This is a genomic window from Paraburkholderia franconis, assembly GCF_009362735.1.
Taxonomy (GTDB): Bacteria; Pseudomonadota; Gammaproteobacteria; order Burkholderiales; family Burkholderiaceae; genus Paraburkholderia; species Paraburkholderia franconis.
Genome location: NZ_WHNP01000002.1, coordinates 148,018 through 165,543, shown reverse-complemented (window position 1 = coordinate 165,543; position 17,526 = coordinate 148,018). Strand labels below are relative to the sequence as shown.

Genomic DNA, 17,526 nt, shown 5'->3' with positions numbered 1-17,526 from the left:
CCTCTCGATCCGCCAGCGGTCTGAGATGCCCAAAAGAAATAAAAGTAAAACTTGGCGGACATGGCGAAAAAGGAGGGCTCGTCAAAAGGGTTGATTCGCTTTATACCCCGAGGATTGCTCGGCTGGCAAGCTATGGGCGCTGAAAATGCGGAAAATCCGCACATTTCGCGTGGTTGATGCACGAAATCTGCGGACCATGCGAAATCAGACCGTGCCGCCGACTGTCATCTTCTCGATGCGCAGCGTCGGCTGGCCCACGCCGACGGGCACGCTCTGGCCTTCCTTGCCGCACACGCCGACGCCCGTATCCAGCGACATATCGTTGCCGATCATGCTCACGTACTTGAGCGATTCCGGGCCGCTGCCGATCAGCGTCGCGCCCTTGACGGGATAGGTGATCTTGCCGTCTTCGATCATGTACGCCTCGGACGCCGAGAACACGAACTTGCCGTTCGTGATGTCGACCTGGCCGCCGCCGAAGTTCACCGCGTACAGCCCGTTCTTCACGGACGCGATGATTTCCTGCGGGTCCTTGTCGCCGTTGAGCATGTACGTGTTGGTCATGCGCGGCATCGGCAGCGCGGCGTACGATTCGCGGCGCGCGTTGCCCGTCACGGGCATCTTCATCAGACGCGCGTTCAGCGTGTCCTGGATATAGCCCTTCAGAATGCCGTCTTCGATCAGCGTCGTGCACTGCGTCGGGTTGCCTTCGTCGTCGATGTTCAGCGAACCACGGCGGTTCGGCAGCGTGCCGTCGTCGACGACGGTGACGCCCCTGGCCGCGACCTGCTCGCCGATGCGGCCCGCGAACGCGGACGATCCCTTGCGGTTGAAGTCGCCTTCGAGGCCGTGGCCGATCGCTTCGTGCAGCAGCACGCCAGGCCAGCCCGGTCCGAGCACGACCGTCATCGCGCCCGCGGGCGCCGGACGCGCATCGAGATTGACGAGCGCCGCGTGAACCGCGTCATCCACGTACTTCGACAGGATGTCGTCGGTGAAATAGCTGTAGTCGTAGCGGCCGCCGCCACCGCCGCTGCCGATTTCGCGGCGGCCATTCTGCTCCGCGATCACAGTCACCGACACGCGCACGAGCGGGCGGATGTCCGCCGCCAGCGCACCGTCGCTGCGCGCGACCAGCACCACGTCGTATTCGCCCGCAAGCCCCGCCATCACCTGCGTGATGCGCGGGTCGCGGCCGCGCGCCATCTGCTCGATGCGTTCGAGCAGCTTGACCTTGGCCGTAGCGTCGAGCGAATGCAGCGGATCGGACGGCAGATAGAGATCGCGCCCGGACACGCCCGTCAACGTCGACGCCGCCTTGATCTTCTGCTTGCCGCCGCCCGCCTTGGCGATCGCGCGCGTCGCGATCGCGGCTTGGCGAATCGCTTCGGGCGACAGGTCGTCCGAATACGCGAAGGCCGTGCGGTCGCCGGACACGGCGCGCACGCCGACGCCCTGGTCGATGCTGAAGCTGCCCGATTTGACGATGCCTTCCTCCAGGCTCCAGGCCTCGCTGCGCGTCGCCTGGAAATAGAGGTCGGCGTAATCGACGCGATGCGTAAAGATCTCGGCGAGCGTGCGGGTCAGCACGGCTTCGTCGAGGCCGTAGGGCGTGAGGAGCACGTCTTTGGCCGTCGCGAGATTACGGATGCTGGGTTCGATGATGTTCATGCGAAGTTCGCTCGATTCAGGGTATTCGGTTGCGTGCACACCCGTCAGGTGGGTGACGGCTGCGGCACTTTCAATGCATGCGGCTCAAATCAAACGTCGTCAGCTGAGCACGCGGTGACGCCAGGCCGGCAGGCTTTGCCGGACTTCGTCGATGCGTGAGCGCTCGATATTGCCCGCGACGACGCCCGCGCCTTCGTCGCGCACGTCGACGATTTCGCCCCACGGGTCGATCAGCATGCTGTGGCCCCACGTGCGCCGGCCATTCTCGTGCTTGCCGCCTTGCGCGGCAGCGAGCACGTAGCACTGGTTCTCGACGGCCCGCGCGCGCAGCAGCGTTTCCCAGTGCGCGCGGCCCGTCGTATATGTGAATGCGGACGGCACGACGATCAGCGCGCAGTCACCCATGCGCCGGTACAGCTCGGGAAAGCGTAGATCGTAGCAGACGGAGAGGCCCACGCGCCCGAACGGCGCGTCGAACGTGCGGACGGTGTCGCCGGGGCGAATCGTGCGTGCTTCGTCGAACGATTCCTCGCCCTTCTCGAAGTTGAACAGGTGGATCTTGTCGTAGCGCGCGGCCTCGTTGCCTTGCGGATCGAAGACGAGCGTCGTGTTCAGCACGCGCGTCGCTTCGGGCGCCATCAAAGGCAGGGTGCCGCCGATGACCCACACCTTGTGCCGGCGCGCAGCGTCGGCGAGAAAGCGCTGGATCGGGCCGTCGCCGTAGGGTTCGCGCACGGTGAGCTTGTCGGTTTCCTTGTAGCCCATGAAGCAGAAGTACTCGGGCAACAGGACGAGCTGCGCGCCATCGGCGGCGGCCTGCGCGATCAGGCGTTCGGCATCGGCGAGATTGCGGTCGCGCTCCGGCGTGCTCACCATCTGCAGCGCGGCGACGCGGAAAGGGCCAGCGTGAGGGAATGACTTCGCGGACTGCGTGTTCAGGTCGCTCATAGGCGTTCGAAAGACTCCTGCCAAAAGACTCCTGCCAAAGGGAACGGCGCAAAAGCACGGCACCGGGGCACTGCGGAAAAGGGACGCCAGCAGCGGCTCTGCACTTCCGTGCGGCCGACACGGGCACGTGCCATGCAGTGTCCGGGCTGGTCAGGCGTGCGCTTCGCTCAGTTGGGCGCCGCGACGGCGGCGGGCGTGTTCATATTACCGCGATCGGTATGGACCCGCTCGACGTGCGGCTTGGCCCACGAACCGGTGATCGCGTAATCGACCGCGAACGCATGCTCGATCGAATGTGACAGCGCGATGTCGGCGACCAGCGCGCCCAGCCCGAGCAGCGGGTTGATCACGGCCGCCGCGACAACGCCCGCGCCCGCGCTGACGGTCGGCACGATATGCACCTTCAGGTCCTGCGTTTCGTGCGGCAGGTCGACGGAGCCCTTCATTTGGGCCCGCGCGGGCGCCGTCACCATCTCGAAGTCGTTCGTCGTGCCGATGCCGTTCTCGACCCGTGCTGTGCCCGTCACGTGCTCGAACGGCAGCCCTTCGCCGATCACGTCGCGGAAATCCATCGTCGCGTAGCGCGCGAGGCTTTGCAGGCTCAGCACGCCGAGCAGCTTCGCGACGCCCGGATCGACCTTGAGAATCTGTCCGTGCCGCAGATCGGCGGCGAGGTTGCCGTTCAGCGTCGGATAGTCGGGTTTCGTGGGACCGCCGCGCCAGCCGAGCTTGCCCGACACCGATCCTTCGCCCGCCTTCAGCGTGCGCGGCAGTCCCGCGCGCTCGAGCAGCGCGCCTGCATCCTTGACGTCGAGCTTGAAATCGAGTTCGGTGCTGCGTTCGGCCTCGTCGTCCTGGTTCGCGCCGTAGTTGCGGCCCGTGCGCCAGTTCGCCGTCGCCTTGAGCGTCGCGGCCGGGTTGCTGATTTGCAGCGAATCGAGTTGCCAGACGGGCGTGCCGTTGTCCTCGAAGTTGTGCGCGTTGACTTCGAGCTTGCCGAAATTGCGCCCGCGCACGATCAGCTCGTTGACGACGAGATCGATCGACGGAATGTTCTGCGCCGGCTGGTTGATGGCCGGACCGAGCAGATCGTTTTCGGCCACGGATGGAATCACGAGCCGGGCGAGGCGCGCCTGCAGCGTGCCCGGTGAGCCCGGCGTCGCGCCCGGCAGCCACGACACGTGACCCGACACCTGATTCGATGCGATGTTCGCCTGCCACTGCTTGTCGTAGCGCGACGCGCCGACCACCACGCTTTCCCAGCGGCGCTTGAGCAGCGTCAGCGTGCCGATGTGCACGGCGAAGCGGTTCGGCATGAACTGCACGGCCGTCGCGCTGGGCGGCATCGGCGCGACGCCTTCGTTCGCCTTGCGCATCTGCAGGAAGAGGGCGCGCCAGGCGTCGGCGTCGAGCGCGTCGATGTCGACGGCGGCCGTCACACCTTCCGACGGCAGATCGGCCGGCCGGTTCACGCCGACGGCGCCGCGCACGACTTCGGGCGGCTGGCCGGGCGCGTGCCGGAGCAGATAGGTCGCCGCGATCGGGCCAAAGGTGAGATCGGCGCGCTGGATGCCGTTGCTGTTGCCGTTGCCTTCCACGACAGCGCTGCCGCCTTCGTTCGAAACAGTCGGCCGGAACGTGAAATCGAGCGGCATCGGCGTGCCGATCGGCTTGTTGAACGGCGCAGGGAAATCGAGCGCGAGCCCCGTCAGGTCCGAATGAACGGCGACATCCGGCAAGCGGCCTTTGGCGCCGCGTACGCTCATGTCGTACGGCGCGCTGCCGTTCATCCGCGTCAACACCTGCGCAGGCAGGCCGCGCAGGTTCAGTCCGCGTGCGGCATCGACGGCGACATGCCCGGACACGTCGAGTGCGTACGCGCCGCTCGCGTTCAGTCCGCCTTTCGCGCGCACGTCGCCGCCCATGAACTGCCCGGTGAGCCCGTCGACCTGCGCCGTGTGCTCGGTGAAGCGCACCTTGCCGCGCAGTTGCGACAGCGGCGGGACATTGTCCATCGACAGCCTGTCGTTCTCAAACGCAAGCGAGCCCTCCACCGCGACGCGCGGCTTCGGCGGGGCGCCAGGCGGGGGCAACGTGCGCGGCACCGTCAGCTTGAGCGCGAGTGCGGCAGGGCCGTCGGCATGGATCTTTTCCGTCTGATGTTTCGCCATGCCGCCGAGCGCGCTGTTGTTCACGTAGTCGAGCATGTCGGCGAGCGGCCCGTGCGCGTCGCCCGTGATGACGAGGCTCGATGCGCGCGTGCCCAGGTCGTCGATCTTGCCCGTCACCTTGTTCAACGCGATGCGCTTGTAATGGGCGCGCTCGGCGTCGAAGCGCAGCAGGTTCTCTTTCAGCTGGAACTCGCCGTCGATGCCGTCGAGCGCGGGCCATACGTTCGGCGTGCCGTTCTTCAGCGTGCGCGGCGGGTACGGCGACGGATCGAAGCGGCCGCCCTTGAACGGCGCGACGATCCGGAAGATGCCCGCCTTCGGATCGCGCGAATAGGGGAATTTGTCGAGATTGCCGTGAATTTCGATCGTCGCGCCGCGCGACATGCCCGCCTGCAAGCCGTGGCCCAGATAGATGCGCAGCTTTTCGCTGATGCTGGTCGGCAGATAGCGCGTGATGCGCGCGACCTGCGCGCGCTCGAACCCGGCCTTCAGATCGAGCGAGCCGCGCCCGCTGCCGATGTTCGAATAGCTGGCCGTCGCCGTCGCGGCCGTGTCCGCGTTCGACACTTTCAGCTCCGATACCTGCACATCGAACGCCTTGTGCCGTTGCCCCGGCGCGACGGCGGGTGCGATCGTCCATGTGCCCTTGCCGCTCAGATGGTCGAGCGTGAGGCGCGGATCGTCGAACACGCCAGGCATCGTGATCGCCGCGTTCGCCGTGTCGATGGTGAGCGCGCCGTGCCGTTCGTCGGCGTCGACGTTGCCCCACAGATTCTCTATGCCCGGAATGCCCGCGCGTGGGTGATTTCTCGCGGTGAGGCCCGGCGGCGGCTCCTGCGCGGCGATGCTGATGCCCTGCAGATCGCCCTTGAAGCGATAGCGGATGATCGGCTCCGCGCCCGGCTCGCGATGCTCGCTCGCGGCTTCGCCCGAATCGGGCTTGCCGCGCTCGACTTCGATCGTGTAGTCCGCGACGAGACCGCGCGGGTTGTAGCGCACGAGGTTGTTCAAAAGGCGCCTCGGCAGCGGCAGCGCGCGACTGAATTCAGCGAGGATGCCCAGGTCGACGCGATCGCCCGTGATGCTGATCAGTTGTCCGTGCTGCACGCTCGGCACCCGGTAACGGCTCGACAGCGTATGGAAGGCGAGGATGCGCGCGACGGGCGTGCCGTCGTCGAGCGGCGGTTGCCCGAGTTCGGCGCGCAGATCGCGCAGATCGAGCGTCCATTCGTCCGCGTCGTGCGCGACGGCCCACGAAAAACGCGCGACGGGCACGTCGAGTTTCGGTTGTGTCGGCTTCACGCGCAGCGCGATGCTGTTGCCCGACAGCTCACCGGCCGCGGACCTCACGCGGCCTTGCGTGAACTGCAGCCAGATCGCGTTGTCGATGCGGCCGGCGTAGGTTTCGATCGGGAAATCCATGTAGCGGGCGAGCATCGGCAGATCGACGGGGCCCGTCGAGATATACGCCTCACCCGTCCAGTTGATCGGCTTGCCCATTGCCCCGAGGCGCGCGTGACGGAAGTGCGCGCGGAAGTCGAGCGGACCGAACAGCACCTTGCCGTCGGGCGGTGCCTGGAGCGCAAGCTTGTGATCGTAGCCGTCGCTGAGAATGGCGAGCCGGATATTCTGCAGTGCAATCTCGGGCGCGTCGCGGCGGGTATCGTGCCAGCGCAGCGTGCCGCCGCGCAGGATCATCGCCTGCTGGCGCAACAGCCAGGTGCTGAACGTGTCGTTGCCTGTGTGAACCGTCGGCACCGTCACGCCCGCGATGGTGAGCGAGCCGTCCGTCTCGCGCTCGATGAGCAGGTCCGGCTTGTCGATGATCACGCTGGAAAGAATGGGCGCGAGCTTCCAGACGGACGACCACGACACGGTCGCGCTCGCATGCGGGATCATCAGTGCGACCTTGCCGTCGCGATTGGTGATGGTGACGTTGGTGGCTTCGAGTCCTGGCTGGAAGCCTGTCCAATGCGGCGCAAGCTTGCCGATCCTGAGCTGGGCGTGGATCTTTTCGGAAACGGCTGTCTCGATTCTCGGCCGGAAGGAGTCGGCGTACGGCAGCACGAGGTAGCGCAGGCCGAGCACGGCCAGCAGAACGACGAAGTACAGGAAGAGCGCAATACTGAGCAGGACTCGCAGCGTATGGCGCAGCACCACATGATCGCTTCCGCCTACGGGCTTGACGCGTCCGGCTTCATGCGGGTCGGCGGATGAGTTTCGCTCGGACATGCTGCGACGGGGTAGGCATATGGTAGTTTTGCGGTTCTAACGACGAAATGTATCACACGGGCCAGCCGCCAAGGCCGTGAGGCGCAGCGGGTGTGCGCAAGGCCACACGGGGTGCCGGCGGGTTGCGCGAGCAACGGCCGCGAGACACCTCAGCCGCAATTCAGCAACAAGCGAGCCAGATCTTTGATGACCGAACCATCCCTGTTGAGTTCCAGCTATTCGCACTACGCATCGCGTGCCAATGCGGCGCAACCCGATCTCGCGGCGCGCGTCGCGGCGCTGGCGGCGGCGCCCATCAACCGGCAGCGCATCGACGCGCGGCTCGACGCGCTTGCTGGCGCATTGCGGGCGGCGCTCGATGCGCCGCTTTCCGAAGACGCGTTGAAAAAGGCGCTGCGTCAGCTTCGTACTGAAGTGTTTTGCGCAGTGATGGAACGCGACCTGACGGGCGCGGCCGACGTGGCCGAAGTGACGGGCACGATGACCGACCTCGCCGAAGCGACGATCCAGCGCGCGATGGCCGTCGTTTCCGCCGATCTCGAAGCGCTCTTTGGCGAGCCGCGCGGCTCGCAGGGCGAGCGGCTGTCGCTCGGCGTGGTCGGCATGGGCAAGCTGGGTGGGCGCGAGCTGAACGTATCGTCGGACATCGACCTGATCTTCGTCTACGAAGACGACGGCGAGACGACGGGCGGCCAGCGCTCGCCCATCGCGACGCAGGACTTCTTCACGCGACTCGGCAAGCGGCTGATCGCGGCGCTCGCCGAAGTGACGGCCGACGGCTACGTGTTTCGCGTCGACATGCGGCTGCGGCCGAATGGCGATTCGGGGCCGCTCGTGTGCAGTCTCGGCATGCTCGAAGAATATTTCTACGTGCAGGGCCGCGAATGGGAACGCTACGCGTGGATCAAAGGGCGGCTCGTGTCCGCGCTGGCAAGCGAGCCGGCGCGCAGGCTCTCGAAGCAGCTCGACTCGATCGTGAAGCCGTTCGTCTATCGCCGCTACCTGGACTTCGGCGTGATCAGCGCGATCCGTTCGCTGCACCTGCAGATTCGCCAGGAAGCGCAGCGGCGCGCGTCGATGCGGCCCGACAAGGCCGATGACATCAAGCTCGGCCGCGGCGGCATCCGCGAGATCGAGTTCAGCGCGCAGGTGTTCCAGCTGATACGCGGCGGCCAGGACGCGGGCTTTCGCGTGCGTCCGACGCTCGCCGTGCTGACGCATGCGGCCGCGCGCGGTCTCGTTTCGCCGGAAGTGTGCGCGGATCTGTCGAGCGCGTATCTGTTTCTGCGCGAGCTCGAACACCGCTTGCAATACCGCAACGACGCGCAGACCCACGCGATGCCCGTCGATTCCGGCGAGCGCGCGCATCTCGCGAAGTCGATGGGCTTCGACGACTACGCGTCGCTGATGGCGAAGCTCGAAGCGCATCGCGAGCTGGTCGAACAGCAGTTCGACCAGATTTTCGCCGACAAGGTGAGCGGGCAGGGTGGCTGCGGCGTGCCCGAAGACGGCGCGGCGGCGTGGGTCTGGAGCAGCGCGCTCGCCGACGACGGCGCCGACGAAGCGCTCGCCGCGCGCCTCGTCGAGCTGGGCATCGACGCGCCAGGCGATCTGCTCGCGCGTCTCAAAGCCGTGTGGCAGTCGTCGCGCTATGCGGGTCTCGCGGAGCGCAGCCGGCAGCGCTTCGACATCGTCGCGCAGCGCGCGCTCGAGGCCGCGCGCACGCTGGAGCCGCCCGAGCGGCGGGCCGACATTCTCGTGCGCCTGTTCGATCTGCTCGAAGGCGTCGGACGGCGCGGCGCGTATCTCGCGCTGCTGACGGAGTACCCGCAGGCGCTGCATCGCGTGCTGTCGGTGCTGGGCGCGTCGCGCTGGGCGGCCGGCTATCTGATTCGCCATCCGCAACTGCTCGACGAGCTGCTCGACGACGAAGCAATGGCGAGCCCGTTCGACTGGCCCGAGTTCAAGCGTGCGCTGCGTGCGCGGCTCGCGGCGGCCGACGGCGTCGAACAGCAGATGGATCTGCTGCGCCACGCGCATCAGGCCGAAGTGTTCCGCATTCTGCTGATCGATCTGGCGGGCAAGCTGAGCGTCGAGCACGTCAGCGACCGTCTGTCCGAACTCGCGGACGCCGTGCTCGACGTGACGATCGAAGCCGTCTGGAACCAGCTTGCGAAGCGCCATCGCGAGGTGCCGCGCTTCGCGATCATCGCGTACGGCAAGCTCGGCGGAAAGGAGCTCGGCTACGCATCGGATCTCGATCTGATCTTTCTCTACGACGACCCGGACGACAACGCGTCCGACATCTACGCGACGTTCACGCGCCGTCTGATCACGTGGCTCACGACGGCGACGGGCGCGGGCATTCTGTTCGACGTCGACTTGCGGCTGCGTCCGAACGGCGAATCGGGTCTGCTCGTCACTGACCTCGACGCATTTCGCCGCTATCAGCTGCGCGAAGGCGACGCGGCCAATACGGCATGGGTCTGGGAGCACCAGGCGCTCACGCGTGCGCGCTATTGCGCGGGCGATGCCGAGATTGGCGCGAAGTTCGAGGCGATCCGCGAGCAGGTGCTGACGACGCCGCGCGACGCGGCTGCGCTTGCAACTGAGATCGTCGATATGCGCCGGCGTGTCGAAGAGGGCCATCCGAACCGCACCGAGCTGTTCGATCTGAAGCACGATCGCGGCGGCATGGTCGATATCGAGTTCGCCGTGCAGTACTGGGTGCTGCTGCATGCGGCACGCGATCCCGAGCTGATCCGCAACACCGGCAACATCGCGTTGCTGCGCGAAGTGTCGCGCTTCGGCCTGATGAGCGGAGAGGAGGCGGATACCGTCGGCGCGGCTTACCGGACGTATCGCAAGCTGCAGCACAAGCTGCGGCTCGACGGCATGGAGAAGGCGCGCGTCGAGCCGCAGACCGTCGGGAAAGAACGCGAGGCCGTATTGCGCTTGTGGAAGCGGGTGTTCGGATAGCGGCTCGCGTGCTGTTGCGGGGAGGTCGTTCGCCTCACGGCGCTCTCTGAGGACGAGCGCCGTTCGGGACTCAGGCCGTCGTGAGCATTTCCTTCGCGTGCTTGCGCGTGGTGGCCGTGATCTCCAGGCCGCCCAGCATGCGCGCGACTTCTTCGATACGGCTCGTCTTGTCCAGCGACGTGACGGTGCTGATCGTACTGCCTTTGCCGTTGCCGCTCTTCGCGACCTGGAAGTGATGATCGCCGCGTGCGGCGACTTGCGGCAGGTGCGTCACGCACAGCACCTGCCGATGCTCGCCGAGCTGATGCAGCAGACGGCCGACCACTTCCGCGACACCACCGCCGATACCCGTGTCCACTTCGTCGAAGATCAGCGTGGGCGTCGGGCTCGCCGTGCTCGCGATCACCGCGAGCGCGAGACTGATACGCGCGAGCTCGCCGCCTGAGGCGACTTTCGCGAGCGGCCGCAGCGGCACGCCCGCATGACCGGCGACGCGGAATTCGATCTGCTCCATGCCATGCGCGCCGCCTTCGGGCAGCGGCACGAGCGCGACTTCGAAGCTGCCGCCCGCCATCGACAGTTCCTGCATGCCCGTCGTCACGGCCGCGCCCAGCGCCTTCGCCGCCTTCGTGCGCGCCTTCGACAGCACCTTCGCTTCGGCGAGGTACGCGTCTTTCGCCTTGGCCTCGGCGGCACGGAGCGCGTCGAGATCGGCGGCGGCATCGAGCTTCGCGAGCTGCTCGCGGCGCTCCTGATGCTCTTGCGGCAGCGCTTCGGGTTGCAGACGGAACTTGCGCGCAGCCGAGTGCAGCGCGTCGAGGCGCTTTTCGACCTGAGCGAGCCGATCGGGATCGAGTTCGAGCCGCTGCGCGTAATGACTCAGCGAGTACGCGGCTTCCTGCAACTGGATTTCGGCCGGCTCCAGCGCGGCGAGCGCGTCGTTCAACTCGGGATCGATCTCGGCGAGATCGCGCAGCTTCGAGATGATCGACGATAGATGCCCGATCATCGCGTCGTCGGATTCGGACAGCGCAGACAGCGCGCCCTGCACGCCGTCGATCAGATTCGCCGAATGCGACAGCCGCCGATGCTCCGCGTTGACCTCTTCCCACTCGCCGGGCTGGGGCGCGAGCTTGTCCAGTTCGGTGAGCTGCCACGCGAGCCGCTCGCGTTCCAGTTGCAGCTCGCGGTCCCTGGTTTGCGCTGTTTCGACGGCCTGCCCCGCATCGCGCCACGCACGCCACGCGCGCGTGACGGCGGCCGTCGTATCGAGCAGTCCCGCGTGCGTATCGAACAGCTCGCGTTGCGCATCGGGCCGCATCAGGAGTTGATGCGCGTGCTGGCCGTGAATATCCACGAGCATTTCGCCGACTTCGCGCAGTTGCGTGAGCGTCGCTGCCGTGCCGTTGATGAACGCCCGCGAGCGGCCGTTCGCATCGATCACGCGCCGCAGCATCACCGTGTTGCCATGTTCCGTTTCATCGGCGGCGAGCGCCTGTTCGTCGAGCCATGCATCGGCGAGCGGGTGCGTTTCGAACTCCGCCGTGATGTCCGCGCGCGCTTCGCCTGTGCGAACGACGCTCGCATCGGCGCGCGAGCCGAGCGCCAGCGCGAGCGCGTCGATCAGAATGGATTTGCCGGCGCCCGTTTCGCCGGAGAAGACCGTAAAGCCGCTGTCGAATTCGAGGTCGAGCGCGGCGACGATGACGAAGTCGCGTATCGAGAGGTGGCGGAGCATGGCTCGTCTGTCTGGCGTGGCTTGCGTGATGGTTGGCGTTACGGTGTCTTGCTATGTTTACGGGCGGTGCGGGGCGGGTTCAGTCGTCAGGGTCGTCTTCGCGCGACGGGTACTCGTTCCAGTGCAGCTTCTTGCGCAGCGTCGCGTAATAGCTGTAGCCGACGGGGTGCAGGAACGGCACCGTATGGCGCGAGCGGCGCACGTCGATCGTATCGTTCAGTTCGAGTGCGGTGAACGACTGCATGTCGAAGTTCACGTTGACGTCGCGGCCCGAGATGATCTGGATGCTGACCTTCGAATCGTCGGGCAGCACGATAGGCCGGTTCGACAGCGCGTGCGGCGCGATCGGCACGAGCACGAGGCCCTGGAGCTGCGGATGCAGGATCGGCCCCTGCGACGACAGCGCATAAGCCGTCGAGCCCGTCGGCGTCGCGACGATCAGACCGTCCGAGCGCTGGTCGTACATGTAGCGCCCGTCCACCGACACGCGCAGTTCCGCCATGCCCGAAAAGCCCGAACGGTTCACGACGACGTCGTTGAACGCGAGCGCGTGGTAGATCGGCTGGCCGGCGCGCATGATCCGCGATTCGAGCAGCGTGCGCTCTTCGCGCTCGAAGCTGCCCGACAGCATCTGCGGGATGATCTCGCGCATATCGGAAAACGGGATGTCGGTGATGAAGCCGAGCCGCCCGTGGTTGATGCCGATGAGCGGTGTCTTGTACGGCGCCAGTTGGCGGCCGATGCCGAGCATCGTGCCGTCGCCGCCGAGCACGATCGCGACGTCCGCGCGCGCGCCGATCTCGGCCGGACGCAGCATGGGCCAGCGCGTCACGCCGATTTCGTGCGCGGTTTCCGCCTCGAACGCGACCTCGAAGCCGAGCTTTTCGACGCACGTGGCGAGCGCGGTCAGCGGCTCCCCGATGCCCGGCGTGTTGCTGCGCCCGACGAGCGCAACGGTCTTGAACTGGCTGTTAGCTTGCATGCCGGCATTACACCATAGGTGCGACCCGAAAAGAACCGTCGGCGGCGGGTGCGCCGGGCGGGCGGATGCCCCGTCGCCGCGCGCTGCCATCCAGCCATTGGCCGATTATCGTTAGAATGGTGAAGTCCTCATGACAGACGTGACGACTGCATAGGCGAACGAGCGGCGGCGCGAGAGCGGATGGGGTGCCGCGCAGCGCGTGGCCTGCGGCAGCGTGCCCGTTGCGCTGCGTGCTGGCGTGTGCTCGCCGCTGTATGGACGGCTGTTCGGTTCGCTGTTCGGTCATTACGCTAAAATTTCCTCGCCATGCTAGATCCTCGCGCACAAACCCTCCTGAAAACGCTGATCGAGCGATATATCGCCGAGGGTCAGCCGGTTGGCTCGCGCACATTGTCGCGGTATTCCGGGCTCGAGCTCAGCCCGGCAACCATCCGCAACGTGATGTCCGATCTGGAGGAGCTGGGCCTCGTCATCAGTCCGCATACATCGGCGGGACGCATTCCGACGCCACGCGGCTACCGGCTTTTCGTCGACACGATGCTGACCGTCGAGCCCGCCGCCGATGACGATGCCGTGATGCGCGCGGTGAAGACGACGCTTCAGCCCGGCGAGCCGCAGAAGGTGGTCGCCGCGGCGGCGAGCGTGCTGTCCAACCTGTCGCAGTTCGCGGGCGTGATCCTGACGCCGCGCCGCAGCCACGTGTTCAAGCAGATCGAGTTCCTGCGCCTGTCCGACAAGCGCATCCTGCTGATCATCGTGACGCCCGAAGGCGACGTGCAGAACCGCATCATGGCGACGCAGCGCGATTTCACGCCGTCGCAGCTCACCGAGGCATCCAATTACATCAACGCGCACTTCGCCGGCCTGTCGTTCGACGAAGTGCGAAGGCGTCTGCGCGAAGAGATCGACGAATTGCGCGGCGACATGACGACGCTGATGCACGCGGCCGTCACCGCGAGCACCGACGTCACAGACACGGGCGAAACCGTGCTGATTTCCGGCGAGCGCAATCTGCTCGAAGTGGCCGATCTTTCTTCGGACATGGCGCGGCTGCGCAAGCTCTTCGATGTGTTCGATCAAAAGACGAGTCTCCTTCAGCTGCTCGACGTGTCGAGTCACGCGCAAGGCGTGCAGATTTTCATTGGCGGCGAATCGAATCTCGTCCCCATCGAGGAAATGAGCGTCGTAACCGCGCCGTACGAGGTGAACGGCCAGATAGTCGGCACGCTCGGCGTGATCGGGCCGACGCGCATGGCGTACAACCGCGTGATCCCCATCGTCGACATCACCGCGCGCCTGCTTTCGATGACGCTCAGCCAGCAATAAGCAGCAGTAAAAGGCGCGCTGCATTCATCGGCGCATCGCCGCCGTCATGATGGTCATCATGCACGGCGTTTTCCGCCGTGCCAATTGGCCGAATGGCCAGGTATCGGCGGCAGACCGCGCCGCTATAATGATCTCCAGCCCAATACGTTCAATACGACCATTACGTGCCGCGCTTGCGCGGCGTTTCTCCAGCCTATGCGCTTCGACCTCGAGCGGCCTTCGCAGCCTGCCGCGGCACATCGTGTCGCCGTACTGCTCATCAACCTCGGTACGCCCGATGCGCCGACGCCTCGCGCCGTGCGACGCTATCTCGCGCAGTTCCTGTCCGATCCGCGCGTGGTCGAGATTCCATCGTTCCTGTGGCAGATCATCCTGCGTCTGCTGATCCTGCCGTTTCGTGGCGCGGCATCGGCGAAGAAGTACGCAGCCGTGTGGATGCCGGAAGGCTCGCCGTTGCGCGTGCACACGGAAAAGCAGGTGGAAGGGCTGCGGCATCTGCTGCAGGTGAACGACTACGCAGTGATCGTCGATTATGCGATGCGCTACGGCACGCCCGGCATTCCAGCGATGCTCAACCAGCTCAAGCTGGCAGGCGCCGAGCGCATCCTGCTGATGCCGATGTACCCGCAGTATTCGTCGTCGACCACGGCCACCGCTTTCGACGATGCATTCGCCGCGTTCAAGCGGATGCGCAATCAGCCGGAAATCCGCACCGTGCGCCAGTACGCGGACCATCCCGCGTATATCGCGGCGCTGGCCGCGCAGGTGAATCACTATTGGCACACGCACGGCCGTCCCGATTTCGCTGCCGGCGACAAGCTCGTGCTGAGCTTCCACGGCGTGCCGAAGCGCACGCTCGATCTGGGCGACCCATATCACGAGCAGTGTCAGCAGACGGCGTCGCTGTTGATGCACGCGCTCGGGCTCACGTCCGTCGAGTGCCGCGTGACGTTCCAGTCGCGCTTCGGCAAGGCGGAGTGGCTGCAGCCTTATACGGCGCCGACGCTGAAGGAACTGGGCGCGGCGGGCGTGCGTCGCGCGGATCTGTTCTGTCCGGGCTTCACGGCCGACTGCCTCGAAACCATCGAGGAAATCGGCATGGAGGTGCGTGACGAATTCGTTCACGCTGGCGGGAAAGTTTTTCACGCTATTCCCTGCCTGAACGCGTCGCCGGCATGGATCGCGGCGCTCGGCGAAATCGTTGCGCAGCATCTGCAAGGCTGGCCGGTTCAGGCGAACGTGCCGCAAAGCGCATCCGTGGCTTGAAATTCCATGTCCGGCATGCAACGTGCATCCAAGACCGGCTGACGCTTTTCCAGACGTACTCTGTATGACCGCGCCTCGGGCGCTCGAAGAAGGACTGATGAACTACAAGATTTCTACCGAATCTGGCGCGCGCTTGCGCATCGACAAATGGCTGTGGGCCGCGCGCTTCTTCAAGACGCGCTCGCTGGCGGCGGATGCCGTCGAGAAAGGCCGGGTGCGGATCGGCGGTGCGGCCGTGAAGCCGGCGAAGGATGTGCGCGTCGGCGATATGGTTGAGATCGAAATCGAACGGGTCGTGTGGCAGGTTGAAGTGCTCGGCGTATGCGACGTGCGCGGCCCGGCGAGCGTCGCGCAGACGCTCTACGTGGAAACCGAAGAGAGCAGGCAGAAGCGCCAGCTCGAGCATGAGCGGCGCAAGACATATCGCGAGCCGGCCGCCGGATTACATGGCCGGCCGACCAAGCGCGACAGACGCGTTATCGACAAAATTTCCAGTAGGGGTTGAACAGCTGTTCGATCGTCGCGTGCACGCCGCCGTATTCGGTGGTGCGGTCGTTGACGACCCCGGACATGCAGATGGTCGTGGTGCCTGCAATGAGTACCATTGCGACCACCGATATAGCGAAGGTCAGTTTCACGGTACTCCCCTTGGAGATTGCAAGCGGAAACGGGCGGTTCAGCTAGTGGTAAGGTGGGCGTCAGGTTAGGGTTAACGTGCCTTTTCGGACGCTCAAGATGAGTTTAGGACACTCGCGCAGCGCGCTCAATCTTATTATGATGACGCGCCTGAAATGCTTGTTACCGCGCATTTCCGGGCGTCTGCAAGGTGCAAAAAGCCTTGCGGGTGCCTTGAAATACGGCGTACGCGCCCTAACTTGAACGGTTGATGCGCGGCCGGCAGGTCGTAGCGGTACGACACCCATCGGGCGATCCGCATTGGCCCTGCCGCCGTTTCTTGGCCTTAATTTTTTTTGAATTTCAGCGACATGGAAAACACGCAAGAGAAACCGACGAGCCAGAACCCCACGCCCGCCGACGAAGCGCGCCAGGCCGCAGAGGCCGCATCGGGCGAGCAGCAGGCACAGCAGCCGGAAGCGGGCGCTGCCGAACAGCCGGCGCAAGCCGCGCCGGCAGGTGTCGAGGCCGCGCTGGCCGACGCTCAGGCGAAAGTAGCTGAACTGCAGGAAAGCTTCCTGCGCGCGAAAGCGGAGACGGAAAACGTTCGCCGCCGCGGCCAGGAAGACGTCGCGAAGGCGCACAAATTCGCGATCGAAAGTTTTGCGGAGCATCTGCTGCCCGTCGTCGACAGCCTCGAAGCCGCCGTTGCGCATTCGACCGACGATCTGGCGAAGGTGCGCGAAGGCGTTGAACTCACGCTGCGTCAGCTGACGGGCGCGCTCGAAAAGGGCAAGGTCGTCGCGCTGAACCCGGTCGGCGAGAAGTTCGATCCGCATCGACATCAGGCCATTTCGATGGTGCCGGCCGAGCAGGAGCCAAACACGGTCGTCGCCGTGCTGCAAAAGGGCTACGTGATCGCCGATCGCGTGCTGCGTCCGGCGCTGGTGACGGTCGCGGCGCCCAAGTAAGCGCCTGTCCGTACCGACATGGCCGGAATACCCGTCGACAGTGCCGCGTTCGCAGCCTTCGACATGCAGGAACTCACCGCCGAAACCTTCGACGCCGGGCTGCAGTCCGCGGGGGAGGAACTGGCCGTGGTGTTTTTCTGGGGGCTCGACTGCTACAACTGCGAGATCGCGAAGAAGGCGATGCTCGCGCAGCCGGACGCGATCCGCGCGCTCGGCCTGCGGTGGTTTCACAGCAACGTCTACGAGCATCGCGATCTCGGCAGGCGCTTCATGCTGCACGGCGTGCCGACATGGTTCTTCTTCCATCGCGGCAAGCGCCTCGGCCGGGCGACCGGCTGGCACGGCCTCGCGCAGTTCGAGGCGGCCGTCGGCGCGGCCCGTGAGAAAATGCGCACGGCCGGTTTAGGCGCGGCCGGTCTGGGCGCTGCAGGTGCAGACACTGCCCGTCCAGGCGCAGCGGCGGCGGCTGGACCGTGCTCATCCGGCCCAGGCGCCGCTGGCGGGACCGTTGAACCGGCCTCGGACAACGGCCGCACCGATTGAAAAAATTTAATGACCGCATCGTATTTGGGGTCTTGAAAACGATGCGGGTGCACTTATGTTGAGTGCAGGTTGAAATTCAGGGCG

The 17,526-nt window shown here is 65.7% G+C and carries 12 protein-coding genes; 6 read left to right on the top strand and 6 right to left on the bottom strand.

Annotated elements, in window-relative coordinates:
- Nucleotides 1-204 precede the first annotated feature (204 nt).
- The 3 genes from tldD to GCT13_RS02520 all read right to left on the bottom strand — a co-directional run bounded on the left by tldD (nucleotide 205) and on the right by GCT13_RS02520 (nucleotide 7,022).
- Entirely contained in the window at nucleotides 205-1,671 is a 1,467-nt protein-coding gene (gene tldD, locus GCT13_RS02530; protein WP_152755206.1) for a metalloprotease TldD, read from the bottom strand.
- 99 nt (nucleotides 1,672-1,770) lie between these two features.
- A complete protein-coding gene (locus GCT13_RS02525) occupies nucleotides 1,771-2,619 on the bottom strand; it encodes a carbon-nitrogen hydrolase family protein (protein WP_152755205.1) in 849 nt (282 codons plus the stop codon).
- A 167-nt stretch (nucleotides 2,620-2,786) separates the two neighbouring features.
- Entirely contained in the window at nucleotides 2,787-7,022 is a 4,236-nt protein-coding gene (locus tag GCT13_RS02520) for a YhdP family protein (RefSeq protein ID WP_152755204.1), read from the bottom strand.
- A 186-nt stretch (nucleotides 7,023-7,208) separates the two neighbouring features.
- Between GCT13_RS02520 and glnE the strand changes: the two genes are divergently transcribed.
- Complete coding sequence (gene glnE / locus GCT13_RS02515; RefSeq protein WP_152755203.1) at nucleotides 7,209-10,001, top strand: bifunctional [glutamate--ammonia ligase]-adenylyl-L-tyrosine phosphorylase/[glutamate--ammonia-ligase] adenylyltransferase; 2,793 nt, start codon at nucleotides 7,209-7,211, stop codon at nucleotides 9,999-10,001.
- 70 nt (nucleotides 10,002-10,071) lie between these two features.
- Here the strand turns inward: glnE and recN are convergent, their stop codons facing one another.
- Both recN and GCT13_RS02505 read right to left on the bottom strand, forming a co-directional pair.
- On the bottom strand, nucleotides 10,072-11,739 hold the full coding sequence (gene recN / locus GCT13_RS02510) for a DNA repair protein RecN (RefSeq protein WP_152755202.1): 1,668 nt from the start codon (nucleotides 11,737-11,739) through the stop codon (nucleotides 10,072-10,074).
- Nucleotides 11,740-11,818: 79 nt separating this feature from the next.
- The gene (locus GCT13_RS02505) at nucleotides 11,819-12,721 is read right to left on the bottom strand and encodes an NAD kinase (protein WP_152755201.1); all 903 of its coding nucleotides are present in this window, start codon (nucleotides 12,719-12,721) and stop codon (nucleotides 11,819-11,821) included.
- A 306-nt stretch (nucleotides 12,722-13,027) separates the two neighbouring features.
- On the opposite strand from GCT13_RS02505, the gene hrcA reads away from it, so the two are divergent.
- The 3 genes from hrcA (at nucleotide 13,028) to GCT13_RS02490 (ending at nucleotide 15,818) form a co-directional block, all read left to right on the top strand.
- The gene (gene hrcA, locus GCT13_RS02500) at nucleotides 13,028-14,047 is read left to right on the top strand and encodes a heat-inducible transcriptional repressor HrcA (RefSeq protein ID WP_087732597.1); all 1,020 of its coding nucleotides are present in this window, start codon (nucleotides 13,028-13,030) and stop codon (nucleotides 14,045-14,047) included.
- Nucleotides 14,048-14,242: 195 nt separating this feature from the next.
- Entirely contained in the window at nucleotides 14,243-15,313 is a 1,071-nt protein-coding gene (gene hemH / locus GCT13_RS02495) for a ferrochelatase (protein WP_152755200.1), read from the top strand.
- A 97-nt stretch (nucleotides 15,314-15,410) separates the two neighbouring features.
- Complete coding sequence (locus tag GCT13_RS02490; protein WP_152755361.1) at nucleotides 15,411-15,818, top strand: RNA-binding S4 domain-containing protein; 408 nt, start codon at nucleotides 15,411-15,413, stop codon at nucleotides 15,816-15,818.
- Here the strand turns inward: GCT13_RS02490 and GCT13_RS48135 are convergent.
- Nucleotides 15,790-15,951, bottom strand: a complete 162-nt coding sequence (locus GCT13_RS48135; protein WP_193727572.1) for a hypothetical protein — start codon at nucleotides 15,949-15,951, stop codon at nucleotides 15,790-15,792. The genes GCT13_RS02490 and GCT13_RS48135 overlap by 29 nt on opposite strands.
- A gap of 348 nt (nucleotides 15,952-16,299) precedes the next feature.
- Between GCT13_RS48135 and grpE the strand changes: the two genes are divergently transcribed.
- Nucleotides 16,300-16,899: a nucleotide exchange factor GrpE gene (gene grpE / locus GCT13_RS02485; RefSeq protein ID WP_152755199.1), complete on the top strand. Its 600-nt coding sequence runs from the start codon at nucleotides 16,300-16,302 to the stop codon at nucleotides 16,897-16,899.
- Nucleotides 16,900-16,917: 18 nt separating this feature from the next.
- Nucleotides 16,918-17,442 carry a thioredoxin family protein gene (locus tag GCT13_RS02480; RefSeq protein WP_152755198.1) on the top strand — a complete coding sequence of 175 codons (525 nt, stop codon included), beginning with the start codon at nucleotides 16,918-16,920 and terminating at the stop codon, nucleotides 17,440-17,442.
- Nucleotides 17,443-17,526 lie beyond the last annotated feature (84 nt).

Coding starts and splice junctions, on each gene's coding strand:
- tldD (WP_152755206.1), bottom strand. CDS start 1,671: ATGAACATCATCGAACCCAGCATCCGTAATCTCGCGACGGCCAAAGAC.
- GCT13_RS02525 (WP_152755205.1), bottom strand. CDS start 2,619: ATGAGCGACCTGAACACGCAGTCCGCGAAGTCATTCCCTCACGCTGGC.
- GCT13_RS02520 (WP_152755204.1), bottom strand. CDS start 7,022: ATGTCCGAGCGAAACTCATCCGCCGACCCGCATGAAGCCGGACGCGTC.
- glnE (WP_152755203.1), top strand. CDS start 7,209: ATGACCGAACCATCCCTGTTGAGTTCCAGCTATTCGCACTACGCATCG.
- recN (WP_152755202.1), bottom strand. CDS start 11,739: ATGCTCCGCCACCTCTCGATACGCGACTTCGTCATCGTCGCCGCGCTC.
- GCT13_RS02505 (WP_152755201.1), bottom strand. CDS start 12,721: ATGCAAGCTAACAGCCAGTTCAAGACCGTTGCGCTCGTCGGGCGCAGC.
- hrcA (WP_087732597.1), top strand. CDS start 13,028: ATGCTAGATCCTCGCGCACAAACCCTCCTGAAAACGCTGATCGAGCGA.
- hemH (WP_152755200.1), top strand. CDS start 14,243: ATGCGCTTCGACCTCGAGCGGCCTTCGCAGCCTGCCGCGGCACATCGT.
- GCT13_RS02490 (WP_152755361.1), top strand. CDS start 15,411: ATGAACTACAAGATTTCTACCGAATCTGGCGCGCGCTTGCGCATCGAC.
- grpE (WP_152755199.1), top strand. CDS start 16,300: ATGGAAAACACGCAAGAGAAACCGACGAGCCAGAACCCCACGCCCGCC.
- GCT13_RS02480 (WP_152755198.1), top strand. CDS start 16,918: ATGGCCGGAATACCCGTCGACAGTGCCGCGTTCGCAGCCTTCGACATG.